At 73.1% G+C, this 24246-nt stretch carries 18 protein-coding genes; 6 read left to right on the forward strand and 12 right to left on the reverse strand.

Annotation, left to right across the window (positions count from 1 at the left end):
* Positions 1-54 precede the first annotated feature (54 nt).
* The 9 genes from murD to QEZ54_RS28275 form a co-directional block, all read right to left on the reverse strand.
* On the reverse strand, positions 55-1449 hold the full coding sequence (gene murD / locus QEZ54_RS28235; RefSeq protein WP_281307765.1) for a UDP-N-acetylmuramoyl-L-alanine--D-glutamate ligase: 1395 nt from the start codon (positions 1447-1449) through the stop codon (positions 55-57).
* Between the two features lie 5 nt (positions 1450-1454).
* Positions 1455-2561: a phospho-N-acetylmuramoyl-pentapeptide-transferase gene (gene mraY, locus QEZ54_RS28240; protein ID WP_281307766.1), complete on the reverse strand. Its 1107-nt coding sequence runs from the start codon at positions 2559-2561 to the stop codon at positions 1455-1457.
* On the reverse strand, positions 2558-3991 hold the full coding sequence (murF, locus tag QEZ54_RS28245) for a UDP-N-acetylmuramoyl-tripeptide--D-alanyl-D-alanine ligase (protein WP_281307767.1): 1434 nt from the start codon (positions 3989-3991) through the stop codon (positions 2558-2560). The genes mraY and murF overlap by 4 nt, the downstream gene beginning before the upstream one ends.
* The gene (locus QEZ54_RS28250) at positions 3988-5490 is read right to left on the reverse strand and encodes a UDP-N-acetylmuramoyl-L-alanyl-D-glutamate--2,6-diaminopimelate ligase (RefSeq protein WP_281307822.1); all 1503 of its coding nucleotides are present in this window, start codon (positions 5488-5490) and stop codon (positions 3988-3990) included. Before QEZ54_RS28250 ends, murF begins: the two co-directional genes overlap by 4 nt.
* A 160-nt stretch (positions 5491-5650) precedes the next feature.
* Entirely contained in the window at positions 5651-7933 is a 2283-nt protein-coding gene (locus QEZ54_RS28255) for a penicillin-binding transpeptidase domain-containing protein (protein ID WP_281307768.1), read from the reverse strand.
* Between the two features lie 177 nt (positions 7934-8110).
* The gene (locus QEZ54_RS28260; RefSeq protein WP_281307769.1) at positions 8111-8524 is read right to left on the reverse strand and encodes a hypothetical protein; all 414 of its coding nucleotides are present in this window, start codon (positions 8522-8524) and stop codon (positions 8111-8113) included.
* 167 nt (positions 8525-8691) lie between these two features.
* Positions 8692-9678 (reverse strand): 16S rRNA (cytosine(1402)-N(4))-methyltransferase RsmH, encoded by a 987-nt coding sequence (gene rsmH, locus QEZ54_RS28265; protein ID WP_348650583.1) that lies wholly within the window; start codon positions 9676-9678, stop codon positions 8692-8694.
* Between the two features lie 192 nt (positions 9679-9870).
* Positions 9871-10302 (reverse strand): division/cell wall cluster transcriptional repressor MraZ, encoded by a 432-nt coding sequence (mraZ, locus tag QEZ54_RS28270; protein ID WP_281307770.1) that lies wholly within the window; start codon positions 10300-10302, stop codon positions 9871-9873.
* Between the two features lie 356 nt (positions 10303-10658).
* A complete protein-coding gene (locus QEZ54_RS28275) occupies positions 10659-10871 on the reverse strand; it encodes a hypothetical protein (RefSeq protein ID WP_281307771.1) in 213 nt (70 codons plus the stop codon).
* A 300-nt stretch (positions 10872-11171) separates the two neighbouring features.
* Here QEZ54_RS28275 and QEZ54_RS28280 point away from each other — a divergent pair, with 300 nt between their 5' ends.
* The 3 genes from QEZ54_RS28280 to QEZ54_RS28290 are packed head-to-tail and all read left to right on the forward strand — an operon-like array spanning position 11172 to position 13901.
* The gene (locus QEZ54_RS28280; RefSeq protein WP_281307823.1) at positions 11172-12413 is read left to right on the forward strand and encodes a MurT ligase domain-containing protein; all 1242 of its coding nucleotides are present in this window, start codon (positions 11172-11174) and stop codon (positions 12411-12413) included.
* Positions 12400-13113 carry a glutamine amidotransferase gene (locus QEZ54_RS28285; RefSeq protein ID WP_281307824.1) on the forward strand — a complete coding sequence of 238 codons (714 nt, stop codon included), beginning with the start codon at positions 12400-12402 and terminating at the stop codon, positions 13111-13113. Before QEZ54_RS28280 ends, QEZ54_RS28285 begins: the two co-directional genes overlap by 14 nt.
* Positions 13110-13901, forward strand: coding sequence for a TVP38/TMEM64 family protein (locus QEZ54_RS28290; RefSeq protein ID WP_281307772.1), 792 nt, complete (start codon positions 13110-13112; stop codon positions 13899-13901). Before QEZ54_RS28285 ends, QEZ54_RS28290 begins: the two co-directional genes overlap by 4 nt.
* A 359-nt stretch (positions 13902-14260) precedes the next feature.
* On the opposite strand, the gene QEZ54_RS28295 is transcribed toward QEZ54_RS28290, so the two are convergent.
* Together QEZ54_RS28295 and leuS are read right to left on the reverse strand one after the other, a co-directional pair.
* Entirely contained in the window at positions 14261-15193 is a 933-nt protein-coding gene (locus QEZ54_RS28295; RefSeq protein WP_281307773.1) for a DUF559 domain-containing protein, read from the reverse strand.
* A gap of 278 nt (positions 15194-15471) precedes the next feature.
* Positions 15472-18285 (reverse strand): leucine--tRNA ligase, encoded by a 2814-nt coding sequence (gene leuS, locus QEZ54_RS28300; RefSeq protein WP_281307774.1) that lies wholly within the window; start codon positions 18283-18285, stop codon positions 15472-15474.
* Between the two features lie 496 nt (positions 18286-18781).
* Between leuS and QEZ54_RS28305 the strand changes: the two genes are divergently transcribed.
* From QEZ54_RS28305 to QEZ54_RS28315, 3 genes are read left to right on the forward strand one after another with little or no spacing between them, the layout of a single operon-like run.
* Positions 18782-19789, forward strand: coding sequence for a MoxR family ATPase (locus QEZ54_RS28305; RefSeq protein WP_281307825.1), 1008 nt, complete (start codon positions 18782-18784; stop codon positions 19787-19789).
* Between the two features lie 3 nt (positions 19790-19792).
* The gene (locus QEZ54_RS28310) at positions 19793-21094 is read left to right on the forward strand and encodes a DUF58 domain-containing protein (RefSeq protein WP_281307775.1); all 1302 of its coding nucleotides are present in this window, start codon (positions 19793-19795) and stop codon (positions 21092-21094) included.
* The gene (locus QEZ54_RS28315) at positions 21091-23544 is read left to right on the forward strand and encodes a DUF3488 and transglutaminase-like domain-containing protein (protein ID WP_281307776.1); all 2454 of its coding nucleotides are present in this window, start codon (positions 21091-21093) and stop codon (positions 23542-23544) included. The genes QEZ54_RS28310 and QEZ54_RS28315 overlap by 4 nt, the downstream gene beginning before the upstream one ends.
* 292 nt (positions 23545-23836) lie before the next feature.
* Here the strand turns inward: QEZ54_RS28315 and QEZ54_RS28320 are convergent, their stop codons facing one another.
* A complete protein-coding gene (locus QEZ54_RS28320) occupies positions 23837-24220 on the reverse strand; it encodes a DUF3040 domain-containing protein (RefSeq protein ID WP_281307777.1) in 384 nt (127 codons plus the stop codon).
* Positions 24221-24246 lie beyond the last annotated feature (26 nt).

The raw sequence follows: 24246 nt of genomic DNA on the forward strand, positions 1-24246 counted from the left end.
GTCAATTTCAAGCCGGGTGCTCCGCGCGGGGCGGACGGGACGGCGCTGGGCGGGTCAGGTGGTCGGGAGGGTGTGGACGGCGCGGGCGAAGGCGTCGCCGCGGGCGGCGTAGCTGGTGAACATGTCCAGGGAGGCGGCGGCGGGCGCGAGCAGCACCGTGTCGCCGGGCGAGGCGAGGCGGGCGGCGGCGGCCACGACGTCTTCCATCGCCCCATCATCGGTGCGCGCCACGTCCACCACCGGCAGGTGCGGCGCGTGTCGCGCGAGCGCGGCCGCGACCTGGGCCCGGTCGACGCCCAGCAGCACCGCCCCGGCCAGCCGGGGCGCGACCTGCGCCGTCAACTCGTCGATGTCGACGCCCTTGAGCTGCCCCCCGGCCACCCACACGATCCGCTCGTACGACACCAGCGACGCCTGCGCCGCGTGCGGGTTGGTGGCCTTGCTGTCGTCGACCCAGCGCACCCCGCCGACGGTGGCGACGGTGGCGTTGCGGTGCGGCTCGGGCACGTACCCGGCCAGGCCGCGCTGGATCGCCTCGTGCGGGACCCCGGCCGACAGCGCCAGTGCGGCGGCGGCCAGCGCGTTGGCGACGTTGTGCGCGCCGACGGGGCGGATGTCGGCCAGGGTGGCCAGCTCGCGGGCGTCGCCCTCGCCGGTGCGGTCGACGAGGACGTCCTCGACCACGCCGACGCAGCCGCGCGGCGGCACGTCGAGGGTGAACCCGATCAGCGGGCCGGCGGCGCCCGACGCGTGCAGGCCCTCCAGTAGCCGCCGTACGCGCGGATCGTCGAGGTTGCCGACCGCGGTGCCCCCGGCGGCGGCCGAGCGCCACACGGCCGTCTTGGCGCCCGCGTAGTGGTCGAAGTCGCCGTGCCAGTCGAGGTGGTCGTCGGCGAGGTTGAGCAGCGCGCCGCCGTGCGGGGCGAGCGTGGACGACCAGTGCAGCTGGAAGCTGGACAGCTCGACGGCGAGCACATCGTAGCCGCCGGGGCCGCCGTGCTGGCAGTCGACCAGCGGCCTGCCGATGTTGCCGACGGCCGCGGTGCGCAGGCCCGCCGCGGCGAGCATCGACGCGAGCATGGTCACCGTGGTGGTCTTGCCGTTGGTGCCGGTGACGGCGAGCCAGCGGGGCGCGTCGGGGCCGCGCAGGCGCCAGGCCAGCTCGGGTTCGCTGTACACCTCGATGCCCTTGGCCGCCGCGGCCACCGCCAGCGGGTGGTGCGGCGGGAAGCCGGGCGAGACGACCAGGTCGTCGACGCCCGACAGCAGGCCCGCCGGGTCGGGTTCGCCGATCACCACGCCGATGCCGGCGGCCGCGAGCCGCTCGGTGTCGGCCGAGGCCGCCCGGTCGACCACGGTCACCTCGGCACCGAGGCCGGCCAGGGCGGTGGCGCAGGCGGCTCCCGCCATCCGCGCCCCGGCCACCAGGACCGAGCGGCCCTCGTACATCGAAGTCACCCCATCACGCGCAGGAAGTCGCTGTAGAAGATGCCCAGGCCGATCGCCACCCCGATGCCTCCGATGATCCAGAAGCGGACGACGATGTTGACCTCGCTCCAGCCTGCCAACTCGAAGTGGTGCTGCAGCGGCGACATGCGGAAGACGCGTTTGCCGGTGGTCCGGAACGAGATCACCTGGATCACCACCGACATCGTGATGATCACGAACAGGCCGCCGACGATGAGCAGCAGCAGCTCCGTACGCGTGGCCATGGCCAGGCCCGCGATGAGGCCGCCCAGGCCCAGCGCGCCGGTGTCGCCCATGAAGATCCGGGCCGGCGAGGTGTTCCACCACAGGAAGCCCACGCACGCCCCGGCCGCCGCGGCGGCGATCATGGAGATCTCCAGCGGGTCGCGCACCAGGTAGCAGTAGTTGCTGGCGGTGCGCATGTAGCCCTCGTCGGCGCACCAGTGCTGGTACTGCCAGGCCGCGATGAAGCTGTACGCCCCGAGCACCATCACCGACGCGCCGGTGGCCAGGCCGTCCAGGCCGTCGGTGAGGTTCACGCCGTTGGTCGCGCCGAGCACGATGAACACGAAGACGATGATCGCGCCGATCTTGCCCAGATCGATCCAGCTGATGTCGCGGACGAACGAGATGTGGGTGGAGCCGACGCTCTGCCCGTTGGAGCCGGGGTCCGACAGCGCGATGACACCGAAGGCCGCGCCCACGAGCAGCTGGCCGAGCAGCTTGCCGCGCTTGTTCAGGCCGCCGCTGTTGCGCCGGCGCACCTTCAGGAAGTCGTCGATGAAGCCGACCGCGCCGCAGAACACGAACAGGCCGAGCAGCACCAGCGCCGTGGTGGTCGGCTTGACCTGGGCGATCTGCTCCTTCGGCAGGGTGGTCAGGCTCAGGTGGGCCACCACGTACGCGATGACGGTCGCGGCGATGAACACCACGCCGCCCATCGTGGGCGTGCCCTTCTTGCCCAGGTGGGACTGCGGGCCGTCGGAGCGGATCGGCTGACCCGCCTTGAGCCGGCTGAAGGCCCGGATGGCGATGGGGGTGCAGAAGAGGGATATCGCGAACGCCACCAGGATCGCGACGATGATGGATCTCATCGGTGGCCGTCTCCATCGCTCACGCCGACGGCGTGCGTCTCCCGAAGCGCGTCCACCACGTCCCAGGTCCGGTAGCGCGACCCCTTCACCAGCACCACGTCCGCGGCCCGTAGCCGCTCCCGCAGCGCGCCGATCGCCGCCGCCTGATCGCTGACCAGCACCGACTCACCTTCCCAATGCCGCACCGAGGCCGCGCCGTCGAGGATCGGCGCGGCGGACTCGCCCACCACGATGAGCAGACCGACGCCGAGCGTAGCGGCCAGTGCGCCGACCTCCGCATGGCCGTCGCGCTCCGCCTGGCCCAGCTCGGCCATGTACCCGAGCACCGCCACGGTCCGGCGGCCCGCGCCGGTGTCCGCCGCGGCGCCGCCGCCCAGCGCCGACAGGGCGCGCAGCGCCGCGGCGGTGGAGGCGGGGTTCGCGTTGTACGAGTCGTCGATGACCGTGACACCGTCGGCACGGTCGAAAACATCCATCCTTCGGGTCGAGACTGTGCGCAACCGGGCCAGCGCCGCGGCCAGTTCGGCCCACGGCATGCCGCAGTGCAGCGCCACGGCCGCGGCCAGCAGCGTGTTGCCCACCTGGTGCGCGCCGGTCAGCGCCAGCTCCACCGGCGCCGAGTTCCCCTCGTGCACCAGCGTGTACGACGCCCGCCCGCGCTCGTCGAGCACCACGTCCACCGCGCGCAGCCCGGCGCCCTCGGCCTGCCCGGCCAGCACCACCGGCGCGGCGGTGACCGCCGCCATGGCGGCCACGCGCGGGTCGTCGGCGTTGAGCACCGCGAGCCCGTCGGCGGGCAGCGCCTGCGGCAGCTCGGACTTCGCGGCGGCGATGCCGTCGACCGAGCCGAACTCGCCGATGTGCGCGACCCCGACGTTGACCACGACGCCGATGCGCGGCGGCGCGATCTCGCACAGGTGCCGGATGTGCCCGGCCCCCCGCGCGCCCATCTCCAGCACCAGGAACCGCGTCTTCTCGTCCGCCCGCAGCACCGTGTACGGCAGGCCGAGCTCGTTGTTGAAGCTGCCCGGCGGGACCACCGTCGGCCCGATCTCGTTCAGCAGCTGGCCGATCAGGTCCTTGGTGGTGGTCTTGCCCGAGGAGCCGGTGATGCCCACGACGGTCACGTCGAGCCGGTCGAGCACCGCGCGCGCCAGCCGGGTCAGCGCGTCCAGCGGGTCGTCGACCAGGATCATCGGCACGCCCGGCAGCGCCCGGGTGCCCAGCACCGCCGCCGCGCCCGCGGCCACGGCGGTCGGGGCGAAGTCGTGGCCGTCGGCCTGCTCGCCCGCGAACGCGGCGAACAGGCCGCCCTCGGTCACCTTGCGCGAGTCGAACTCCACCGTGCCGAGCACGCGCGCGGCCGGGTCGGCCCCGTGCAGCGTGCCGTCCACGGCGGCGGCCACCTCGGCCAGCGTCATCGGGATCATCGGGCGTCCTCCTCGGCACCGAAGCGGGCGGCCAGCGCCGCGGCCAGCTCCACCTTGTCGTCGAACGGCAGCACCTGCCCGCCGACCTCCTGGCCGGTCTCGTGCCCCTTGCCCAGCAGCGCGATCACGTCGCCGGGCAGCGCGCGGGCGACCGCCTCCGCGATGGCGCGGCGCCGCCCCGGCACCTCGATCACCTCGGCGGCGGGGTCCTCGGCCACGGCTCCGGCGAGCACGTCGCGCCGGATCGACGCCGGGTCCTCGGTACGCGGGTTGTCGTCGGTGACGATGAGCAGGTCGCTGCCGTGCGCGGCGGCCGAGCCCATGTGCGGCCGCTTGCCCGTGTCGCGGTCGCCGCCCGCGCCGAGCACGCAGATCACCCGCCCGCCGCGCGAGTCGGCCAGTGAGCGCAGCGCCCGCAGCGCCGCCACGATGGCGTCGGTCTTGTGCGCGTAGTCGACCACCCCGATGACCGGGCCGGGCGCGTCCACGCGGTCCAGGCGGCCGGGCACGCCCCGGCAGGCGGCGATCCCGGCCGCGGCCACGGTCGGATCGACCCCGGCGGCGGTGAGGCAGCACAGCGCCAGCAGCGCGTTGGCCACGTTGTGCCGGCCGGGCAGCGCCACCGCGGCGGGCAGCCGGCCGGGCGGGCCGACGGCGGTGAACCGCTGGCCGAACGACTCCTCCACCACGTCTTCGGCGTGCCAGGTGGCCGCCGGGTTCCCCTCGGCGGAGAAGGTGACCGTGTGCGGGCGCAGCAGCACCGCCAGGGCCGGGTCGTCGAGGTTGAGCACCTCGTGGTGGCAGCGCCCGTCGAACAGGCGCGCCTTGGCCTGGAAGTAGTCCTCGCTGTCGGTGTGGAAGTCGAGGTGGTCGGAGCCGAAGTTGGTCCAGCCGCCGACGGCGAAGCGCACCCCGCCGACCCGGCCCATGGCCAGCGCGTGGCTGGAAACCTCCATCACCACCGCGGTCACGCCGCGCTCGACCGCCAGCGCGAACAGCGCGTGCAGGTCGGGCGCCTCGGGGGTGGTGCGCTTGCTGGACACCGTCGTCTGGCCCAGCCGGGTCTCCACCGTGCCGATCAGGCCGGTGACGTGCCCGGCGGCGCGCAGCCCCGACTCGACCAGGTACGCCGTGGAGGTCTTGCCCGCGGTGCCGGTCAGCCCGATCACGGCCAGCTTGGTGGTGGGCGAGCCGTAGACCAGGTCGGCGACGGGGCCCAGGCTCTGCCGCGGGTCGGCCACCACCAGCACCGGCACCCCGGCGGCGGCCGCGACGGCGACGCCCTCGTGGGCCGCGCCGGCCTCGTCGGTCAGCACGGCGACCGCGCCGGCGGCCAGCGCGGCGACGACGAACTCGGCGCCGTGGCGCCGGGCGCCGGGCAGGGCCGCGTACAGGTCTCCGGGCAGCACCTGGTCGCTGGCGTGGGTCACGCCGGTGACCACGTTCCCGTCGGCGACGGGCGCCGAACCGGCCAGCGCCGCGACGGCGGACAGGTCCACCGGGACGATGTGGGTGGGGCGCAGCACGGCCGGTAGTGTCCCGCCGGACTGCCCGGCGGTGGTGGAGCTGAGTTTGCCTGGCACGGCGTCAGACCTTACCCGCTGCGCGGTGACGCGCCGTACACCTGTGCCCGCTGTGTCTGACTTCTAGTGACATTGATCAGTAATGCGTCACAAAGTCGGGCGACTTCTGCGTGCTCGGCAGCACCTTGAAGTGACGCAGCGTGAACGCCATGATGTCGCGGAACGCCGGACCCGCCACCTTGCCGCCCGCGCCGAGTCCGGGCGCCTTCACGAACACCGCGATGACGTAGCGCGGCGCCTCGGCCGGGGCCATGCCGATGAACGAGCCGACCTCGCCCTTGACGTACTTGCCGTTGACGACCTGCGAGCCGGTGCCGGTCTTGCCCGCGATCCGGTAGCCGGCCAGCGCGGCCGACCGGCCGGTGGCGCCGTCGACGGTGGTGACCGCCTCCATGATCCGGCGCAGCGAGGCCGCGGTCTCGGGGCTGATGACCCGGTGCGACTTCGGGGCCGGGCCGGGCGTGTGGGCGCCCTTCGGGTCGATCGTCTCCTTGATCAGGTGCGGCTGCATCCAGACGCCGTCGTTGGCGATGGTCGCGTAGACCTCGGCCATCTGCAGCGGCGTCACGGCCACCCCGTGGCCGATCGGGATCGAGCCGTACGACGACCCGCTCCAGTTCTCCGGCGGCTGCACCAGGCCGGAGGACTCGCCGGGCACCCCGATACCGGTCGGCTCGCCGAGCCCGAACCTCCGCTGGTACTCGTACAGCTTCTGCGGGCCCAGCTTGTCGGCGATCTTGATCGTCGCCACGTTCGACGAGAACGCCATCAGCCCCGGCAGCGTGATCTTGGTGCCCTCGGCGAACATGTGCGTGTCCCGGTACGGCGCCCCGCCCTTGTAGATCACCGGGCCGATGGAGACGGTCGAGTCGGGCTTGACCACGCCCTCCTCCAGCGCCGCCGAGAGGGTGACCGCCTTGTGCACCGACCCCGGGTCGACCACGATCGAGGTGGCCGCGTCGACCAGCTCGTTGGGCTTGGCGTCGCTCCAGTCGGCCGCGTTGAACGTCGGGTACGACGCCTGCGCGACCACCTCACCCGTCTTCACGTCGATCACCACCGCGGCGCCCCAGACCGCGTGCTCCTTCTCCATGTTCTGGAACAGCGTGCGCTGCGCCTGGTACTGCACGTCCCAGTCGATGGTGAGCATCAGCGAGCTGCCCGGCTGCGCGGGCGTCTCGTGGCGGTAGCCGCCGGGGATGGGCTTGCGCAGCTCGGCGTTGCCGACCTCGTACACCAGCTCGCCGTTGTGGCCGCGCAGCACGTCGTCGTAGCGGGCCTCCAGCCCGGCCAGGCCGGTCATGTCGGTGCCGGTGAAGCCGATCAGGTTGGCGGCCAGGTCCGCGCCGGGCAGGTCGCGGCGCTCGTCGCGCTCGACCCGGATGCCGTCCAGCTTCATCGCGCGCACCTGCTCGGCGGCCTCCACGCTCAGCCCGCGCACCAGCCAGCGGAACCGCACCGGCCCGCCGATGACCTCCTGGGTGCCCTTGCGCAGCAGCGGCTCCAGCTCCGACGGGGCCTTGCCGAGCAGCGGCGCGAGCTTCTGGGCCGTACCCACCGGGTCGTCGACCAGCTCGGGGTCCACGGCGACGAAGCGCGCCTCGACGCTGCGGGCCAGCACCTTGCCGTTGCGGTCGAAGATCGCGCCGCGCGGTGCGGCCAGGCCGACCTCGTCCAGCCGCTCCTTCAGCCCGGCGGCCGCGAACGCGGGCGCGTCGGCGAGCTGGAACTGCACCAGGCGGATGCCGATGACCACGAACAGCAGCAGCGACAGCACCGTGGCCAGCCGCAGCCGCCGGTTCGGCGAGCCCAGCCGGGGCGGGGTCGGCATGACCGCCGCCGGGCGGTCCGGGCCGCCGCGCCGCTGCGGGCCGCGCCGCTGCCACGGGGGTACGACCGCGGCCCCGCGCCGCGCCGCCTCGCGTGCCCCGACCGGCCCCCGCCGGGGCTCCCGTCCCGCGGGCTCGCCGCGTCCGGCCGTGCGCTTGAGCCCGGCGGCGGCGCGGGTCGGCGGCTCGTCGGCGCGCCCGCCGCGGACCATGCGCAGCGCGGCCCGGCGCCGCTGCAGCTCCCGCTCGGCCAGCGCGTCGAGTTCGTCCTCGTCCTGCTCGGCCTCCGGCTCGCGGGGCGCGCTCGCGCGGGCGCCGCGCGGGCGCTGCGCCTCGGCGCGGGCCCGGCCGACCGGCGGAACATGCTGGACGCGCGGATTGCGGCCCTCGTCCGGATCATCGGTCTCGCCCGCCCGGGGGGCTCCGTCACGGACGGTGCGGCCGCGTGGGGTGAAGGCGCGCGCGTCGGAGATGCCCGACCGGCGTGAGGTGTCGCGCCGGGGTGGTTCCTCGTCTTCGCGCCGCGCCATGGTCTCCCCTTCACCGGACCCCGCCCGGTCCTCGCTCACCCGAGATCGACCAAGATCGACCAAATTGCCGGGCAATCGGGCACTGGACAGGCCCGGATACGCCCGATTGCCTGGCAACCCGGGACCCACGGCGACGCGGCGCGGCCCGGGCGGGGCCGCGCCGCGGCGCGTCACGTACTACTGGCTGGTGATGCTGGGCTTGCCGGTGGCCGGCTGCGGCACACCGATGATCTTGCCATCGGGCAGCCGGATGAACGCGGGCGCGCCCGCGGGCACCAGGCCGAGCCGCTTGGCCGCCGCCTCCAGCCGACCGGGCGACTCCGCCTCCGCGATCTCCTGGCTCACCTGCTGCTCGCGCAGGTCCAGCTGGGCCTGCTTGTGGTTCAGCTCGGTCAGGTGCAGGCCGTTCTCTGCGATCTTGGTGTTGAGCACCAGGATGCCGAGCACCCCGGCCACCACGACCACCACGATGAGCAGCACGAACGGCGTACGCGGGGCCGCCACCGGCACCGGGGGCGCCAGTCGCAGCCGCGGCCGGCGTACCGGCTCCTCGGCCACCGGCTGCGCCGCCAGCGCGGCGTTGCCGCTCATGCGGTACCGCCCGCGCGCAACCTCGTCACGTGCGGGAACAGCTGCCGTCGCATGCGCCGCGCTCCGACCCCCCGGGCGCGGCGCCGCCTGCGGCGGCTCGGTGCTGCGGCGCGATGCCCGCAGCGGTGTCACGTTCATCTTTGCCCCCTTTGCTCGCAGCTGTCGGTTCATGGACTGTGGTCCGTGTCGATCGTCTCCGCCGCGCGCAACCGCACCGATCCGGCTCGCGGGTTGCGCGCCACCTCCTCGTCGCTGGGCAGCTCCGCCCCACCCCGGGTGAGCAGCTTCAGCGTCGGCCCGGTGCCCGGCAGCTCGATCGGCAGGCCGATCGGAGCGGTGCTGCGCGCGCGGGCCACGAAGGCCTGCTTAGTGATCTTGTCTTCGAGCGAGTGGTACGACAGCACGACCACCCGACCGCCCGGCGTCAGCGCGTCGATCGTCCGCGGCAGTGCCCGTTCCCAGGTGGACAGCTCGCCGTTGACCTCGATACGCAGCGCCTGGAACGTCCGCTTCGCCGGATGTCCCCCGGTACGCCGGGCCGGTGCCGGGATCGAGTCCCGCACCAGCTCGGCCAGCAGCGCCGATGACGTGATCGGCGCCTTGGCACGCTCGCGCACGATCGCCGCGGCGATCTTGGACGCGAACTTCTCCTCGCCGTACACCCGCAGCACGCGGGTCAGTTCGCCGTGGGAGTAGGTGTTGACGATCTCCTGGGCGGTCGTGCCGGTGGTCTGATCCATCCGCATGTCCAGCGGCGCGTCCTGGGCGTAGGCGAACCCCCGGTCGGCCTCGTCGAGCTGCAGCGACGACACGCCCAGGTCGAACAGGGCGCTGTCGATCGCGTCGATGCCCAGCTTGACCAGCACGTCGGGCAGCTCGTCGTAGACGGCGTGCACGAGATGGATCCGGTCGGCGAAGGGAGCCAGCCGTCGTTGCGAGTGGGCCAGGGCCTCGGTGTCGCGGTCCAGCCCCACCAGGATCGTGTTCGGATGCGCGGCGAGCACCGCCTCGGCGTGACCGCCGAGACCCAGCGTGCCGTCGACGTGCACGGTGCGTCCGTCGGGGCCGCGACCGGGCCGGTCGAGAGCGGGGGCCAGCAGCTGGAGGCATCGATCGAGCAGAACCGGCACGTGTACGCCACGCGGTTCCACCATGGTCGAGCCCCCCTGTTCGCTGTGCCTGCCGTCGTACCGCCAGATCCCCATCCGCTTCCCCGTCCCGCCTCGCGGCCGAGGTGGGAGCGAATGCGCCTGGCATCGGGGAAGTGATGCCAGGTGCCGGAGCGGGTGGAGATCTCGCGGTACGGCGGCCCGGATCCGGCTTTCGCGCGCCAGACCCGCCCATCCTCATAGACCGCCGGGCAGCACCCCCTCCTCGATGTCGGCGAACTCGTCCTCGTTCGCCGCGAGGTAGGACTCCCACGACGGCTTGTCCCAGATCTCGACGCGGGTGCTCGCTCCGATGACCACCAGGTCACGGTCGAGCGCCGCGTATTCACGCAGGTGGGGCGGGATGGTGACCCGGCCCTGCCGGTCGGGGACCTCGTCGTGGGCGCCCGCGAAGAAGACCCGGCTGTAGGCGCGGGCCGCCTTGTTCGTCATGGGCGCCTCGGCGAGCTGTCCCGCGATGCGCTGGAACTCGGGCACCGTGAAGACGTAGAGGCAGCGCTCCTGCCCTTTGGTGATCACGACACCTCCCGCCAGCTCGTCCCGGAACCGGGCGGGCAGGATCAGCCGGCCCTTGTCGTCCAGCCGCGGAGTATGGGTGCCCAGGAACATCGGCCCCCACCCCCTCGTAGACCGACGCCGCGCTCCGACTCGTTTCGCGGACGAGTTGACGCGCGGTGCCTGCGGGGCCGGCGGACCCACGGCCCGCCATTGCGCCCCACTTTACTCCACTTCCCTCCACCGTCAATGCGAAATCAGCCTTCCGGGTGCCTTAGTGCTCCATATCGCCGCAGCTCATCGACGGTGGAGTGGAGTGGGGCGGCGGCGCGCCGGGTAACCAAGGTCATTCTTTTGACACCCGGATGCGGGTACGCCGAAGGGCACTGCTCGTCACGTGGTGCTCCGCGAGCGTCGCGGAGCGTGGCGGAACAGTGCCCTTCGGCAGCGTCTTCGAAAACTTTTCGGGGTCAGGCCAGTTCGTCGCCGCCGCGCGGGGCGTCGTCGGTGTCCGGCGGCTGCGGGTGCTCGTCGTCGACCGTCGCCTGGGCCGGCGCGGGCGGGCGGGGGGCCGCCGCCGCGGCTGGCGCTCCCAGCAGGCTGACCGCGGCCAGGCCCGCGCCGAGCGAGAGCACCAGGCGGGTGGGGTCGAAACGGGGACGGCGGTCGGAGGGTTCCTGCACGGTGCGGTCCTTCCCGGGTCCAGCGGCGGCCGCACCGGTACGCGCGGCGACTCGCCCCTGCCCGGGATCCATCGTGAGGGGGTGGCGCAAGCGGACCGGGCAGGGCTCGGCTGATCCGCCTGGCGCAGCAGCTCGGAACCTGGCACGCACGTTCCGCCACACGCGGCTGCCCACTCGTTTTATCCCATTGCGGCCGAATAGGCAATACGCAGGGAAAACCCGCGGTCGCCCGGTGTTCTGCGCCACAGGTCCGGCGGGCCCGCCGGGTCAGGTAGCCTCTCCGGCGTGACGGAGAAGAAACTGCCGCTGCGCGCCACCCTTGCGGCGTCGGTGTCGCGTACCGCCGCGGCGCTGTCGCGCGCCACCGGGCGGGGCGACGGATCGGTCATCGGCGGCCGCCTCGGCATGATGATCGACCCCGACCTGCTGGCGCACCTGGCCGCGGGCCGCCGGATAGCCCTGGTCTCCGGCACCAACGGCAAGACCACCACCACGCGCTTCACCGCCGCGGCGGTCGGCGTGCTGGGCGAGGTCGCCACCAACTCGTTCGGCGCCAACATGCCCACCGGGCACACCTCCGCCCTGGCCCGCGCCGGCGCCACGCCGTACGCGGTGCTGGAGGTCGACGAGCACTACCTCGCGCAGGTGCTGCGGGCCACCACGCCGCTGGTCGTGGCGCTGCTGAACCTGTCGCGCGACCAGCTCGACCGGGCCAAGGAAGTCGCGATGATGGCCCAGCTGTGGCGCGACGCGCTGGTCGACCACCCGGACGTGCACGTGGTGGCCAACGCCGACGACCCGATGGTCGTCTACGCCGCCGCCGCGCACGCCGCCTCCGGCACCGGCGGGGTCACCTGGTTCTCGGCCGGCCAGCGCTGGCGCGAGGACGCCCACGTCTGCCCCGCCTGCGGCGCCCACATCGACCGCGACGGCACCGACGACGGCTGGCGCTGCGCCAGCGGCGACCTGGTCCGGCCCACCCCGCAGTGGACCGTCGGCGACAACGCCGTGATCGACCCCGCGGGCATGTCGCACGAGCTCAAGCTGCAGCTGCCCGGCAAGGTCAACGTCGGCAACGCGGCCACCGCGCTGGCCGTGGCGCACCGGTTCGGCGTCGACCCGGCCGCGGCCGCGCCCCGGCTGGCCGAGGTCGCCAGCGTCGCGGGCCGCTACGCCCAGGTCGACCGGGACGGCCGCAACATCCGCCTGCTGCTGGCCAAGAACCCGGCCAGCTGGCTGGAGGCGTTCGACATGGCCGAGCAGCAGCCCACGCTGCTGTCCATCAACGCCCGCGACCCCGACGGCTTCGACACCAGCTGGCTGTTCGACGTCGACTTCGCACCCCTGCGCGGCCGCCAGGTGCTCATCACCGGCGACCGGGCGTACGACCTCGCCGTCCGGCTGGAGGTCAACCAGGTGCCGTTCACGCACGTCAAGACCTTCGCCGAGGCGGTCGCGGCGGTGCCGCCCGGCCGGCTGGAAGTGATCGCGAACTACACCGCGTTCCAGGACATCCGAGCGGAGTTGGATCGAGTTGTCTAGCGCACTGCAGATCGTCTGGGTCTACCCCGACCTGCTCTCCACGTACGGCGACCGGGGCAACATGCTGATCCTGGCGCACCGGGCCAGGGCGCGCGGCATCCCCGTGCAGACCGTCGAGGTCCGCTCCGACCAGAAGCTGCCCACCGGGGACATCTACCTGCTCGGCGGCGGCGAGGACGGCCCGCAGGCCCTGGCCGCGCAGCGCCTCAACGCCGACGGAGGGCTGCACGACGCCGTCGCGCGGCGCGCCGTGGTGTTCGCCGTGTGCGCCGGGTACCAGCTGCTCGGGCGCAGCTTCTACGCCAAGGGCGCCGAGTGCGCCGGGCTGAGCCTGCTCGACCTGTACTCCGACCGCGGCCCGACCCGCGCCGTCGGCGAGCTGGCCGGCGAGGTCGACCCGGTGCTGGGCGTGCCCACGCTGACCGGGTTCGAGAACCACGGCGGCCGCACCCACCTCGGCCGCGGCGTCCGGCCGCTGGTCCGGGTGCAGACCGGCGTCGGCAACGACGGCGTCAGCGAGGGGGCCTGGAACGGCACCGTCCTGGGCACGTACGCCCACGGCCCGGCCCTGTCGCGCAACCCCGGCCTGGCCGACCTGCTGCTGCGCTGGGCCACCGGCGCGGAGACCCTGCCCGCCATGGACGACACCTGGCCCACCCGGCTGCGCGCCGAGCGCCTGTCCGCCACGGGAAACGCGTGACGGGCACGATCCGCGACCCCAGGCCCGCCGCCGCCGCGACGAGCGGCAGGCCGGACCCGGCGGGAGCGCCTTCGGCTGCCGACCCGGCGACCGTCCCCGCCGTCGCACTGCCGGAGCCGCCGCAGGCGGGCCGGCCGCTGGTCACGCACTGGCGACGAGCGGTCGGGCTGGCGCTGCTGGTCGTCGCCGCCGCGGTCGGTGCGTGGCTGCTGCCGCTGGAACGGCTGCCCGCGTGGGTCGACCAGCTCGGTCCGTCCGCACCGGTCGTGGCCGTGCTGGTGTGCGCCGGGCTGCTCAGCGCACTGGTCCCCCGGACCGCGATCTCGCTGGGCTGCGGGGCGCTGTTCGGTGCGGTCATGGGCGCGACCTGGTCGATGGCGGCGGCGCTGATCGCCGCCGCGTTCACCTACGCCGCCGGGCGCTGGGCCGGGCGCGACCTGGTCGCGGCCCGCGCCGGGGACCGGTTGCAGCGGCTGGACCGCTGGCTCACCGCGCACGGGCTGCTGGCGGTGGTCGTGGTGCGGTTGCAGCCGATCGCGCCGTTCGGCCTGGTCGGCTACGCGTACGGCACGTCGACCACGCGGTTCCGGCACTACCTGCTGGGCACGCTCATCGGCGGGGTCCCGTCCTCGTTCAGCTACGCCACCATCGGCGCGGCCGCGGTCGCCCCGCACACGCTGAGCTGGCTGACCTTCGTACCGGCCGCCAGCGGCCTGCTCATCAGCGCCGCCGCCGCCCTCCACTGGCGCCGCCAGTCCCTCCGCAACCGCCCCCTCGCCCCAGCCTGACCCGAGACTGCGAACGCCTCGTTCGCAGTCTCGGAGCTCCAGTCCGGGCATACGCTGATGTCGCTGGCACAGGTCACGACCATGCCTCCCGACGGACCTGTCCGTCACCAAGATCGCCGAAGTGGCCGGCTGTGACATCTCGATCACTTTGTGCCGAGCGTCGGCGACGATGATCTTGCCGATCGCCAGCCTGACCACTTCGGCGTCGTCCGAAGTGCCCAAAATCTCCATGGCCCGAGCCAGATCTTCCGCGTCGACATCCACCAGGATTTGAGTCATCACTACGCTTCCCAGCCCTTGATCCGAAATCGTGGACGCTTGGTGTTGCTATAGCAGCATCCAGCGTCCACGATTTCGGATCATCCCCGCGACCACCCGGCGGCGCGCAACGCAGCACGCAGCGTTTCGAGCACTTCATCCGGCTTGTTCCGGACGGCCCAGGCCGGGAAGCGCAGCACCCGCTCGCCCCGCACCCACAACGCGTTCTGGCGCCGCATGTCCGCCCACCACGCGCGCACGTCCATGTGCTGAGCGCCGTCGACCTCGACCTGGACGCCGTAGCCGTCGAACAGCGCGTCCAGATACCGCTGCCTGCCGCCGCTGTCGCGGCGGCTGACCTGCAGCTTCGGCTCCGGCAGGCCGCCCCGGCGGCACAGCGCGACGAACTCCGCCTCCGGCAGCGAGCCCACGCCGCCGGCACTGTCGTTGACGGCCTGGACGATCACGTCCCGGCGCACGATGTTCGGCATCCGTGCCAGGACGGCGCGGACCTCGGTCGGGTGCGTCAGTCGTTGCTGAATCGCGGCCGCGATCAGGGTCTGTGCCTCGGTGTCGGAGCGGGCCCAGCGGGCGGCGTCGACCAGCGAGCGCGCGGGCATGGTGCACGGCGGGCTGCCCAGTTCGTGCACGTCGGCCGGATCGACACGGCGGGTGCGGTGCACGATCACGTCCATGGGGGCGTCGCGGTCGCGCGCCTCGGCGGGCAGCAGCAGGTGGATGCCGGGGACGTGGAAGCCGCGCAGGCCGTGCTGGGCGAGCGCGGTCCGGCCTGCGGTGATGGTGCCGGGCGGACCGGCCAGGACCGCGATCCAGCGGCGCTGCTCGTCGTCGGCGGGCGTCGGCTGGAGCAGGTAGACGCCGCGCGCCGCGCGGGTCCAGCGGCCGGAGGCGACGCGGTGGCGGACGGCGGCGCTGGTGAAGTGGGCCAGCGCCTGGTCGCGGGTGAGCACGTCCCGCTGGCGAAAGAGCAGGAAGTCGAGGTCGGCGGCGTCGTCGCGCGGTGGCTGTCGCACGACCGATGAGCCTAGGGCCGCTGTGCGACAGCAATCGATGATCGACGGCTGCCATGAGCCGTGGCTCGTGGTCCGGACGGCATGCGCAAGAGGTCGCGCATCCGCGACCGGCGCATGACGCCGCCCTGGGCCTGCGGTCGCGGGCTCTGCTCTGCCGTCGTCGTCCAGGTCGTGGGATGATGGCGGGGGAAGATCCGAGATCGTGGACGCCCGGTGCTGCTATAGCGACACCTGGCGTCCACGATCTCGGATCTAGGCGCGGCCGAAGCCGCGGCGGGTCAGGCGACGATGCTGACCAGGCGGCCGGCTACGACGATGACCTTCTTCGGGTCCTTGCCGCCCAGGGCGTCGCCGACGGCCGACAGGGCCGCCGCGCGCACCTCTTCCTCGCTCGCGTCCGCCGCGACCTCGACCCGCCCGCGCACCTTCCCGTTGACCTGCACCGGGTACGTGACCTGCGCGGCTGCCAGCAGCGCCGGGTCGGCGACCGGGAAGTCGGCGAAGGTCAGCGAGCCGTCGTGGCCCAGCTTGCGCCACAGCTCCTCGGCGATGTGCGGGGCGACCGGCGCCACCATCAGCACCAGCGGCTCGGCGATCTCGCGCGGGGTGGCACCGGCCTTGGTCACCGCGTTGGTCAGCTCGATCAGCTTCGCGATCGCGGTGTTGAAGCGCAGCGCCGCCATGTCCTCGCGGACCCCGGCGATGGTGCGGTGCAGCAGGCGGCGCAGCTCGTCACCGGCCGGGGTGTCGACCACCACGACCGCGCCGGTCTGCTCGTCGACGATGGAGCGCCAGACGCGCTGCAGGAAGCGCTGGGCGCCGACGACCGCGCGGGTGTCCCAGGGGCGGGACACCTCCAGCGGGCCCATCGACATCTCGTAGACGCGGAAGGTGTCTGCGCCGTACCGCTCGCACATCTCGTCGGGCGTGACGACGTTCTTCAGCGACTTGCCCATCTTGCCGTACTCGCGGTTGACCTTCTCGCCGTTCCAGGTCCAGACCGTGGGCTGCTCCTCGGTGACCTCCTCGGCGGGCACGTAGGCGCCGCGGTCGTCGGTGTAGGCGTACGCCTGGATGTAGCCCTGGTTGAACAGGCGGTGGTACGGCTCGAAGCTGCTGACGTGGCCCAGGTCGAACAGCACCTTGTGCCAGAAGCGCGCGTACAGCAGGTGCAGCACGGCGTGCTCGACGCCGCCGACGTACAGGTCGACGCCGCCGGAGTCGCCCGGGTTGCGCGGCCCGACCCAGTAGGCCTCGTTCTGCGGGTCGACGAACGCCTTGTCGTTGGTCGGGTCCAGGTAGCGCAGCTGGTACCAGCACGAGCCGGCCCACTGCGGCATGGTGTTGGTCTCCCGGGTGTACCGCTTCGGCCCGTCGCCCAGGTCCAGCGTGACCTCGACCCAGTCGCCCTTGCGCGACAGCGGCGTCTCCGGCGAGGAGTTCGCGTCGTCGGCCGCGAACGTCTTCGGGGAGAAGTCGTCGACCTCGGGCAGCTCGATGGGCAGCATAGACTCGGGCAGCGCGATCGGCTGGCCGTCCTCGGCGTACACGATCGGGAAGGGCTCGCCCCAGTAGCGCTGGCGGCTGAACAGCCAGTCGCGCAGCCGGTACGTGATGGCGCCCTGGCCGCGGCCCTCGGCCTCCAGCCACTCGATGATCTTCGCCTTGGCCTCGGCGACGCCCAGGCCGTCCAGCATGCCGGAGTTGATCGCCGGGCCGTCGCCGGTGAACGCCTTGCCGTCGAAGCCCTCGGTGGGCTGCACGGTACGGATGATCGGCAGCTCGAAGACCTCGGCGAACTCCCAGTCGCGCTCGTCCTGGCCGGGCACCGCCATGATCGCACCGGTGCCGTAGCCGGCCAGCACGTAGTCGGCGATGAAGACCGGCAGCTTCGAGCCGTTGACCGGGTTGACCGCGAACGCGCCCGTGAACACGCCGGTCTTGGTCTTGGCGTCGGCCTGGCGCTCCACGTCGGTCTTGCTCGCCGCGAACGCCCGGTAGGCGGCCACCGCCTGCGCCGGGGTGTCGTGCCCGCCCGTCCAGACCGCGTGCGTGCCGTCCGGCCACGCCGCCGGGGCGATCGCGTCGACCAGCTCGTGCTCCGGCGCCACGACCATGTAGGTCGCGCCGTAGACGGTGTCGGGGCGGGTGGTGAAGACGCGGACCTGCTCGTCCGAGCCGTCGACCGCGAACGAGATGTGGGCGCCGGTGGAGCGGCCGATCCAGTTGCGCTGCATCGCCTTGATGGCCTCGGGCCAGTCCAGCGTGTCCAGGTCGTCGATCAGGCGGTCGCCGTACGCGGTGATGCGCATCATCCACTGCTTCAGGCTGCGCTTGAAGACCGGGAAGTTGCCGCGCTCGCTGCGGCCGTCGGCGGTGACCTCCTCGTTGGCCAGCACGGTGCCCAGGCCGGGGCACCAGTTGACCGGCGCCTCGCTGACGTACGCCAGGCGGTGGTCGTTGATGATCGCGCGGCGCTCGGCGACGGACTTGGCGGCCCAGGTCGGGTCCTCGGCCGCGAACTTCGCCTCCAGCTCGGCGATCGGGCGGGCGCGGCCGGCCTCCGCGTCGTACCAGGAGTTGAAGACCTGCAGGAAGATCCACTGGGTCCAGCGGTAGAACTCCACGTCGGTGGTGGCGACCGAGCGGCGCGGGTCGTGGCCCAGGCCCAGCATGCGCAGCTGCTCGCGGTAGCGCGCGATGTTGCGGTCGGTGGTGACGCGCGGGTGGGTGCCGGTCTGCACCGCGTACTGCTCGGCGGGCAGGCCGAAGGAGTCGAAGCCCATCGTGTGCAGCACGTTGAAGCCGGCCATGCGCTGGAAGCGGGCGAACACGTCGGTGCCGATGAAGCCCAGCGGGTGGCCGACGTGCAGGCCCGCGCCCGACGGGTACGGGAACATGTCCAGCACGAACTGCTTGGCCGCGCCGAAGCGGGGGTGCGCCGGGTCGGCCAGCGGGCCGGTCGGGTTCGGGGCGTGGAAGGTGCCGTTTTCGTCCCAGTAGTCCTGCCAGTGCCGCTCGATCTCGCCCGCCAGGGCGGCGGTGTAGCGGAACGCGGGGACGTCGGCCGAAGTCTCGGCTTGCTCGCTCATGTCAAATCCTCAACGAATCAGTACGCGTCTCAGGCTCAGGTCTCAGCGGATGAGGCCGCCACCGCGCGGCCACCGGGCGTGCTCCAGGCATAAAAAATCCCCTCGCGCAGGAGGGGTCGCCGTGCTCACGCGCGCTCTGTCGCGTCAGCACGGCCTGCTAAGGAGCACCAGCTTCCGGGCCATGCCCGCATGATACCGCGTACGCGCGCGGCGGGGCATCTCGCATACCGCCCATTGCGCACACACCCCCCAGGCGTAACAGTGGGGTCACGACGGAACGTGCTCGTCCGCTCGCGCGTCGCAGACGCGACGCGGTGAACGGCGGGTGTTCCGCGAGGCAACCAACGCCGCGACCTTGAGCGTCCTGGTCTCGGCTAGGTGATCAGAATGGTGGAGGCCTGGTGACCAGGATCAGCGAGCACCCCGCGCCCCACGGTTGCGAACTTCAGGAGGACATGTGACCACGCAACGAGGTGGGAGCGAACTCACCGACCCCATGACGGTCGAGGAGTTCAAGGCCACGACCAACGCGATCGTGGCCAACATCGAGCAGGTCATCGAGGGCAAGACCGCCACCGTGCGGCTGGCGCTGGCGGTGCTGCTGGCCGAGGGCCACCTGCTCATCGAGGACGTCCCCGGCGTCGGCAAGACGAAGCTGGCCAAGGCCCTGGCCCGCTCCATCGACTGCTCGGTCCGGCGCATCCAGTTCACGCCCGACCTGCTGCCCAGCGACGTGACCGGCGTCAGCGTCTACAACCAGGAGACGCGCGAGTTCGAGTTCAAGCCGGGCGCGGTCTTCGCCAACCTGGTCGTCGGCGACGAGATCAACCGGGCCTCGCCGAAGACCCAGTCGGCGCTGCTCGAGTGCATGGAGGAGCACCAGGTCACGGTCGACGGCGAGACCTACACCATGGACATGCCGTTCATGGTCATCGCGACGCAGAACCCGATCGAGATGGAGGGCACGTACCCGCTGCCCGAGGCGCAGCGGGACCGCTTCACCGCCCGCATCGCGATGGGCTACCCCGACGCCGCCGCAGAGTACGCCATGCTCGACGGCTACCACTCGCACGACCCGCTGGAGGACCTCACCGCGGTCGTGGACGGGGCCACGGTGCGCCGCCTGATCGGCACCGTACGCAGCGTGCACGTCGCCGAGACGGTCAAGCGGTACGCGGTCGAGCTGGTCACCGCCACCCGTGAGGCCCCCGAGCTGCGCCTGGGCGCGTCCCCGCGCTCGACGCTGCAGCTGCTGCGCACCGCCAAGGCGGTCGCGGCGCTGGACGGCCGCGACTACGTCGTCCCCGACGACCTGCAGACGCTGGCCGTGCCGGTGCTGGCGCACCGGGTCATCCCCACCGCCGACGCGCAGCTGGCCCGGCGCACCACCGACGCGATCCTGTCGGAGCTGGTGCACCGCCTGCCCGTGCCGCACGACCGGCGCTCCCCCTACGACACCCGCCCGGCCACCCCGCCGAACTCCTTCTACGACCGGCGGGGCTGACCCATGCGCGAGGCGCTGCGAGGGCTGACCACCCGGGGCCGGTCCTTCCTGGCCGCCGGGGTCGCCGCGCTGCTGTGCGCGGTCGTGCTCGGCGAGAAGGACCTGATGCGGGTGGCGGTGCTGCTGGTGGCACTGCCGCTGCTCGCGGCGCTGCACGTGGGCCGGGCTCGGTACCGGCTCGCGTGCACGCGCAGCCTCGACCCGTACCGCGTGCAGGCGGGCGCCAGCGCCCGCGTGCTGCTGCGGCTGCAGAACGTGTCCCGGCTGCCCACCGGCACCCTGCTACTGGAGGACCGGCTGCCCTACGCCCTGGGCAGCCGTCCCCGGCTGGTGCTGGAGCGGCTGGGCGCGCAGCAGGCCAGCTCGGTGGCGTACACCGTGCGCGCCGAGCTGCGCGGCCGCTACGACGTCGGCCCGCTGACGCTGCGGATGACCGACCCGTTCGGCCTGTGCGAGCTGACCCGCTCGTTCCCGAGCACCGACAAGCTGACCGTGATCCCGCAGGTGTCGCCGCTGCAGCTGGTGCGGCTGGCCGGGGAGTACTCCGGCACCGGCGACAGCCGGGCCCGCTCGGTCGCGGTGCACGGCGAGGACGACGCGGCCACCCGCGAGTACCGGCGCGGCGACGACCTGCGCCGGGTGCACTGGCGCTCGACCGCGCGCGTCGGCGAGCTGATGGTGCGCCGGGAGGAGCAGCCCTGGGAGAGCCGGGCCACGGTCCTGCTGGACACCCGGGGCAGCGCCCACCGGGGCGAAGGCCCCACGGCCAGCTTCGAGTGGGCCGTGTCGGCGTCGGCGAGCATCGCGGTGCACCTGCGCCAGGCCGGGTACCGGCTGCGCATGGTCACCGACAGCGGCGCCGACCTCGACGCCACCGAGGCGACCGGCGACGGCCTGCTGCTGGACCACCTGGCCGAGGTGAAGACCTCCCAGCGCGGCGACGTGTCGAGCCTGGTCGACCAGGTGCGCCGCCGGGCCGACGGCGGCCTGATCATCGCGGTGCTGGGCCTGCTCACCCCGGGCGAGGCCCGGCTGCTGGCCGCGCTGCGCACCAGCGGCACCACCTGCGTGGCGCTGTTCATGGACACCAACACCTGGCTGAACCTGCCCGCGGCCACCCGCGAGGCGGCCGAGCGCGAGCACGCCACGGCGGCGCTGGCGCTGCTGCAGAGCGGCTGGCGGGTGCTGCGGGTCAAGCACGGCGACCAGCTGCCCACGCTGTGGCCGCAGGCCGCCAAGGGCCAGCAGGGCTTCGCGGTGCGGGCCGCGATGGCCGAGACCGTCGGTATGGGAGGCAGCCGATGAACTCGCGACGGCATCTGGGCCTGGTCGCGGCGGGCACGACCCTGCTCGCCTCGGCCCCGATCTCGCTGATCTTCGAGGGGTACACCTGGCTGTTCCACGCGCTGCTGATGGTCGGCCTGGTGGCCGGGGCGGCGCTGGCGACCCGCTCGCTGCGCGGCCGCACCTGGGCCCAGCTGGCGGCCATGCTCGCCGCCCTGCTGCTCGGCCTGACCTGGCTGTTCGGCGACGGCACGGCGGCCCTGGGCCTGATCCCGACCCCCGACACCATTGAGCGCTTCGGCGCGCTGCTGTCGCTGTCCGGCGAGGAGATCCGCAGCAGCTACGTGCCGGTCCCCGACCTGGACGGCCTGCTGTTCATCAGCGCGATGGGCATCGGCGCGGTGGCGGTCCTGGTGGACCTGTGCGCGGTGAGCCTGCGCCGCCCGGCGCTGGCGGGCCTGCCCATGCTGGCGATCTACTCGGTGCCGGTGGCGGTCTACGTCGACTCGGTGTCGCCGCTGCCGTTCATCATCGGCGCGGTCGGCTTCCTGTGGCTGCTGGTCAGCGACAACGTCGACCGGGTACGCCGCTTCGGCCGCCGCTTCACCGGCGAGGGCCGGGGCGTGGACGTGTGGGAGCCCTCTCCCCTGTCGGCGACGGGGCGGCGGCTGGCCACGGTCGGCGTCGTCGCCGCGGTGCTGCTGCCGCTGGCGGTGCCCGCGATGGGCGTCGGCTTCTTCGGCCAGTTCGGCACCGGCGAGGGCCTGGGCCAGAACGGCAAGGGCGGCAAGGGCGCCACCCGGGTGGACCTCTTCGCCGAGCTGAGCGGGCGGCTGCGGTCCTCGCAGGTGCAGGACATGGTCAAGGTCAGCACGACCGATTCGCGGCCGTTCTACCTGCGCTTCGGCGTCGCCGACGAGATCGGCGACAAGGGCTTCTCCAGCCGCCAGCCGGCCGGGCAGCCGGTCAACGACAACATGCCGATGCCGGTCGGCCTGGACACCAGCAACGTGGTGACGCTGCGCAACACGGCCCGGGTGGAGGTCACCCAGCAGTTCGCGATGCCGCTGATCCCGGTGTTCGGCGCCCCGGTGTCGATGCGCAAGCTCGGCTCGGCCTGGTCGTACGACCCGAACATGCAGATCGTGTACTCGCAGCGGGAGAACTCGGCCGGGCGCGCCTACGAGTTCGACTACCTGCGCCCGGACTTCACCCCGGACCAGCTGCGCACGGCCCAGCCGCTGCAGGCCTCCGACCCGGTGCAGCGGCAGTTCAGCCGGGTGCCGCAGGTGCAGCTGGTGCAGGACCTGGTGCAGCGGCTGACCAAGGACAAGGCCACGCCGTACGACAAGGTCCGCGGCCTGTACGACTACTTCTCCTCCAAGAACGAGTTCCGCTACGACCAGCTCGCCCCCAGCGGCACCAGCGGCGACGCGATCGTCGACTTCCTGGAGGGCAAGCAGGGCTTCTGCGAGCAGTACGCGGCGGCGCTGGCCTGGATGGTGCGCACTGCGGGCATGCCCGCGCGGGTGGCGTTCGGGTTCGCGCTGGGCAACCGGTTCCACGAGGGCGTCTACACGCTGACCAACAAGAACCTGCACGCCTGGACCGAGGTGTACTTCGCCGGGTTCGGCTGGGTGCCGTTCGACGCCACCCCGGCCGCGTTCGTCATGGGCTCGGTCAACCCGGCCTGGGCCCCGAACGTGGACGCGCCGGACCTGACCCCGGGCAGCCGACCGTCGATCGCCCCCGGCGGCAGCGGCGGACCGGACCCGAGCGCCGGGCCGACCCGCCGCAACGTGGACGAGGGCGAAGAGCTGGGCAACGGGCCTATCGCCGCGACCGCGATCCCGACCTGGGTGTGGTGGTCGCTCGGCGGCGCGCTGGTGCTGCTGCTGGTGCTCGCCGCACCGGCGCTGCGCCGGAGCATGCTGCGCCGCCGCCGCGGCCTGCGTACGGCGGCCGGGTCGCACCCGCCGCTGCCGGAGGGCGCGACCGACGCCGCGGCCCCGGAGCTGACCGTGACCGGTGACCTGGACGCCGCCCGCCGCCGCGCCCACCTGGCCTGGGACGAGCTCATCGACACGATGATCGACTTCCGGGTCGCGGTGGATCCGGCGGAGACGCCCCGGGCCACGGTCGAGCGGCTGATCCGGACCCGGCTCAGCGGCGCGACCGAGGCGGCCAGGCTGCTCGGCATCGCCGAGGAGCGGGCCCGCTACGCCCCGGCGCCGCTGGCGGCCGACCGCCTCGGCGGCGCGGTGCGCTCGGTGCGGGCGGCCCTGGCCGCCGACGCCGACCGCGGCGTACGGCTGACGGCGCTGCTGATGCCCCCGTCGGTCCTGCTCCGCTGGCGCAACGCCGTCTACTCCGCCACCGCGGCCGCTTCGGCCCGCTCGGCGGCGTTCGGTGAGCGCCTCGTCCGCATCACCCGCCCCCTGCGCATCCGCCGCCCCAAGCTGCTGCGCTGAAGCATCACCCGGTAGGCCGCACGGCCTGCCGGCCCGACGCCACCCGCGTCCACGTCCCACCGGGCCCGCGCCCTGGGACGGGCGCGGGTGGCCGCGTTTCAGGCTCAACCGGCCGGAGATGGCTGCAATTTCGGGGAAGGTGCTGGAATCTTGGGCCGCTTTCCAGCACTTTCCCCGAAACTGCAGCCTGACCCGGGTGCGGGGCAGCCCGGTGAGAGGGCAGTGACGGCGAAGGGCCGCCCCCCTGGTCAGGGGCGGCCCTTCGCCGTCGTCGAGGTAGGCGGGGAGGGTGTCAGCGGTCGAACTCGCGGCGCTCGCGCCAGCGGCTCTCCAGTCGGTCGATGAGGCCCATGCCACGGCGGGTGCGCCGCGTGGCGGTTCCTCCGACCGAGCGCAGTTCGGTGCTCTGGCTGCGACGGTGCGCGACCATCCAGTACGCGGCCGCGCTCAGCATCAGCACGAACCCGACCACGCCCAGCCACAGCTTCGAGCTGTCGGCCACGCCGTAGACCACCAGGCCCAGGCCGGCGAGGATGAGCACGATCGAGACGATGATCCGCCGGCGGGCATGGAACTTAGGATCGCTGTGGCGCACGGCCGAAGCGAACTTAGGGTCTTCGGACAGCGACCGCTCGATCTGCTCGAACAGCCTCTGCTCGTGCTCGGATAGCGGCACGGCACTCCTCCCCGGTCCGCCGGGTC

The sequence above is a fragment of the Catellatospora sp. KI3 genome (assembly GCF_029948125.1).
In the GTDB taxonomy this organism is placed as follows: domain Bacteria; phylum Actinomycetota; class Actinomycetes; order Mycobacteriales; family Micromonosporaceae; genus Catellatospora.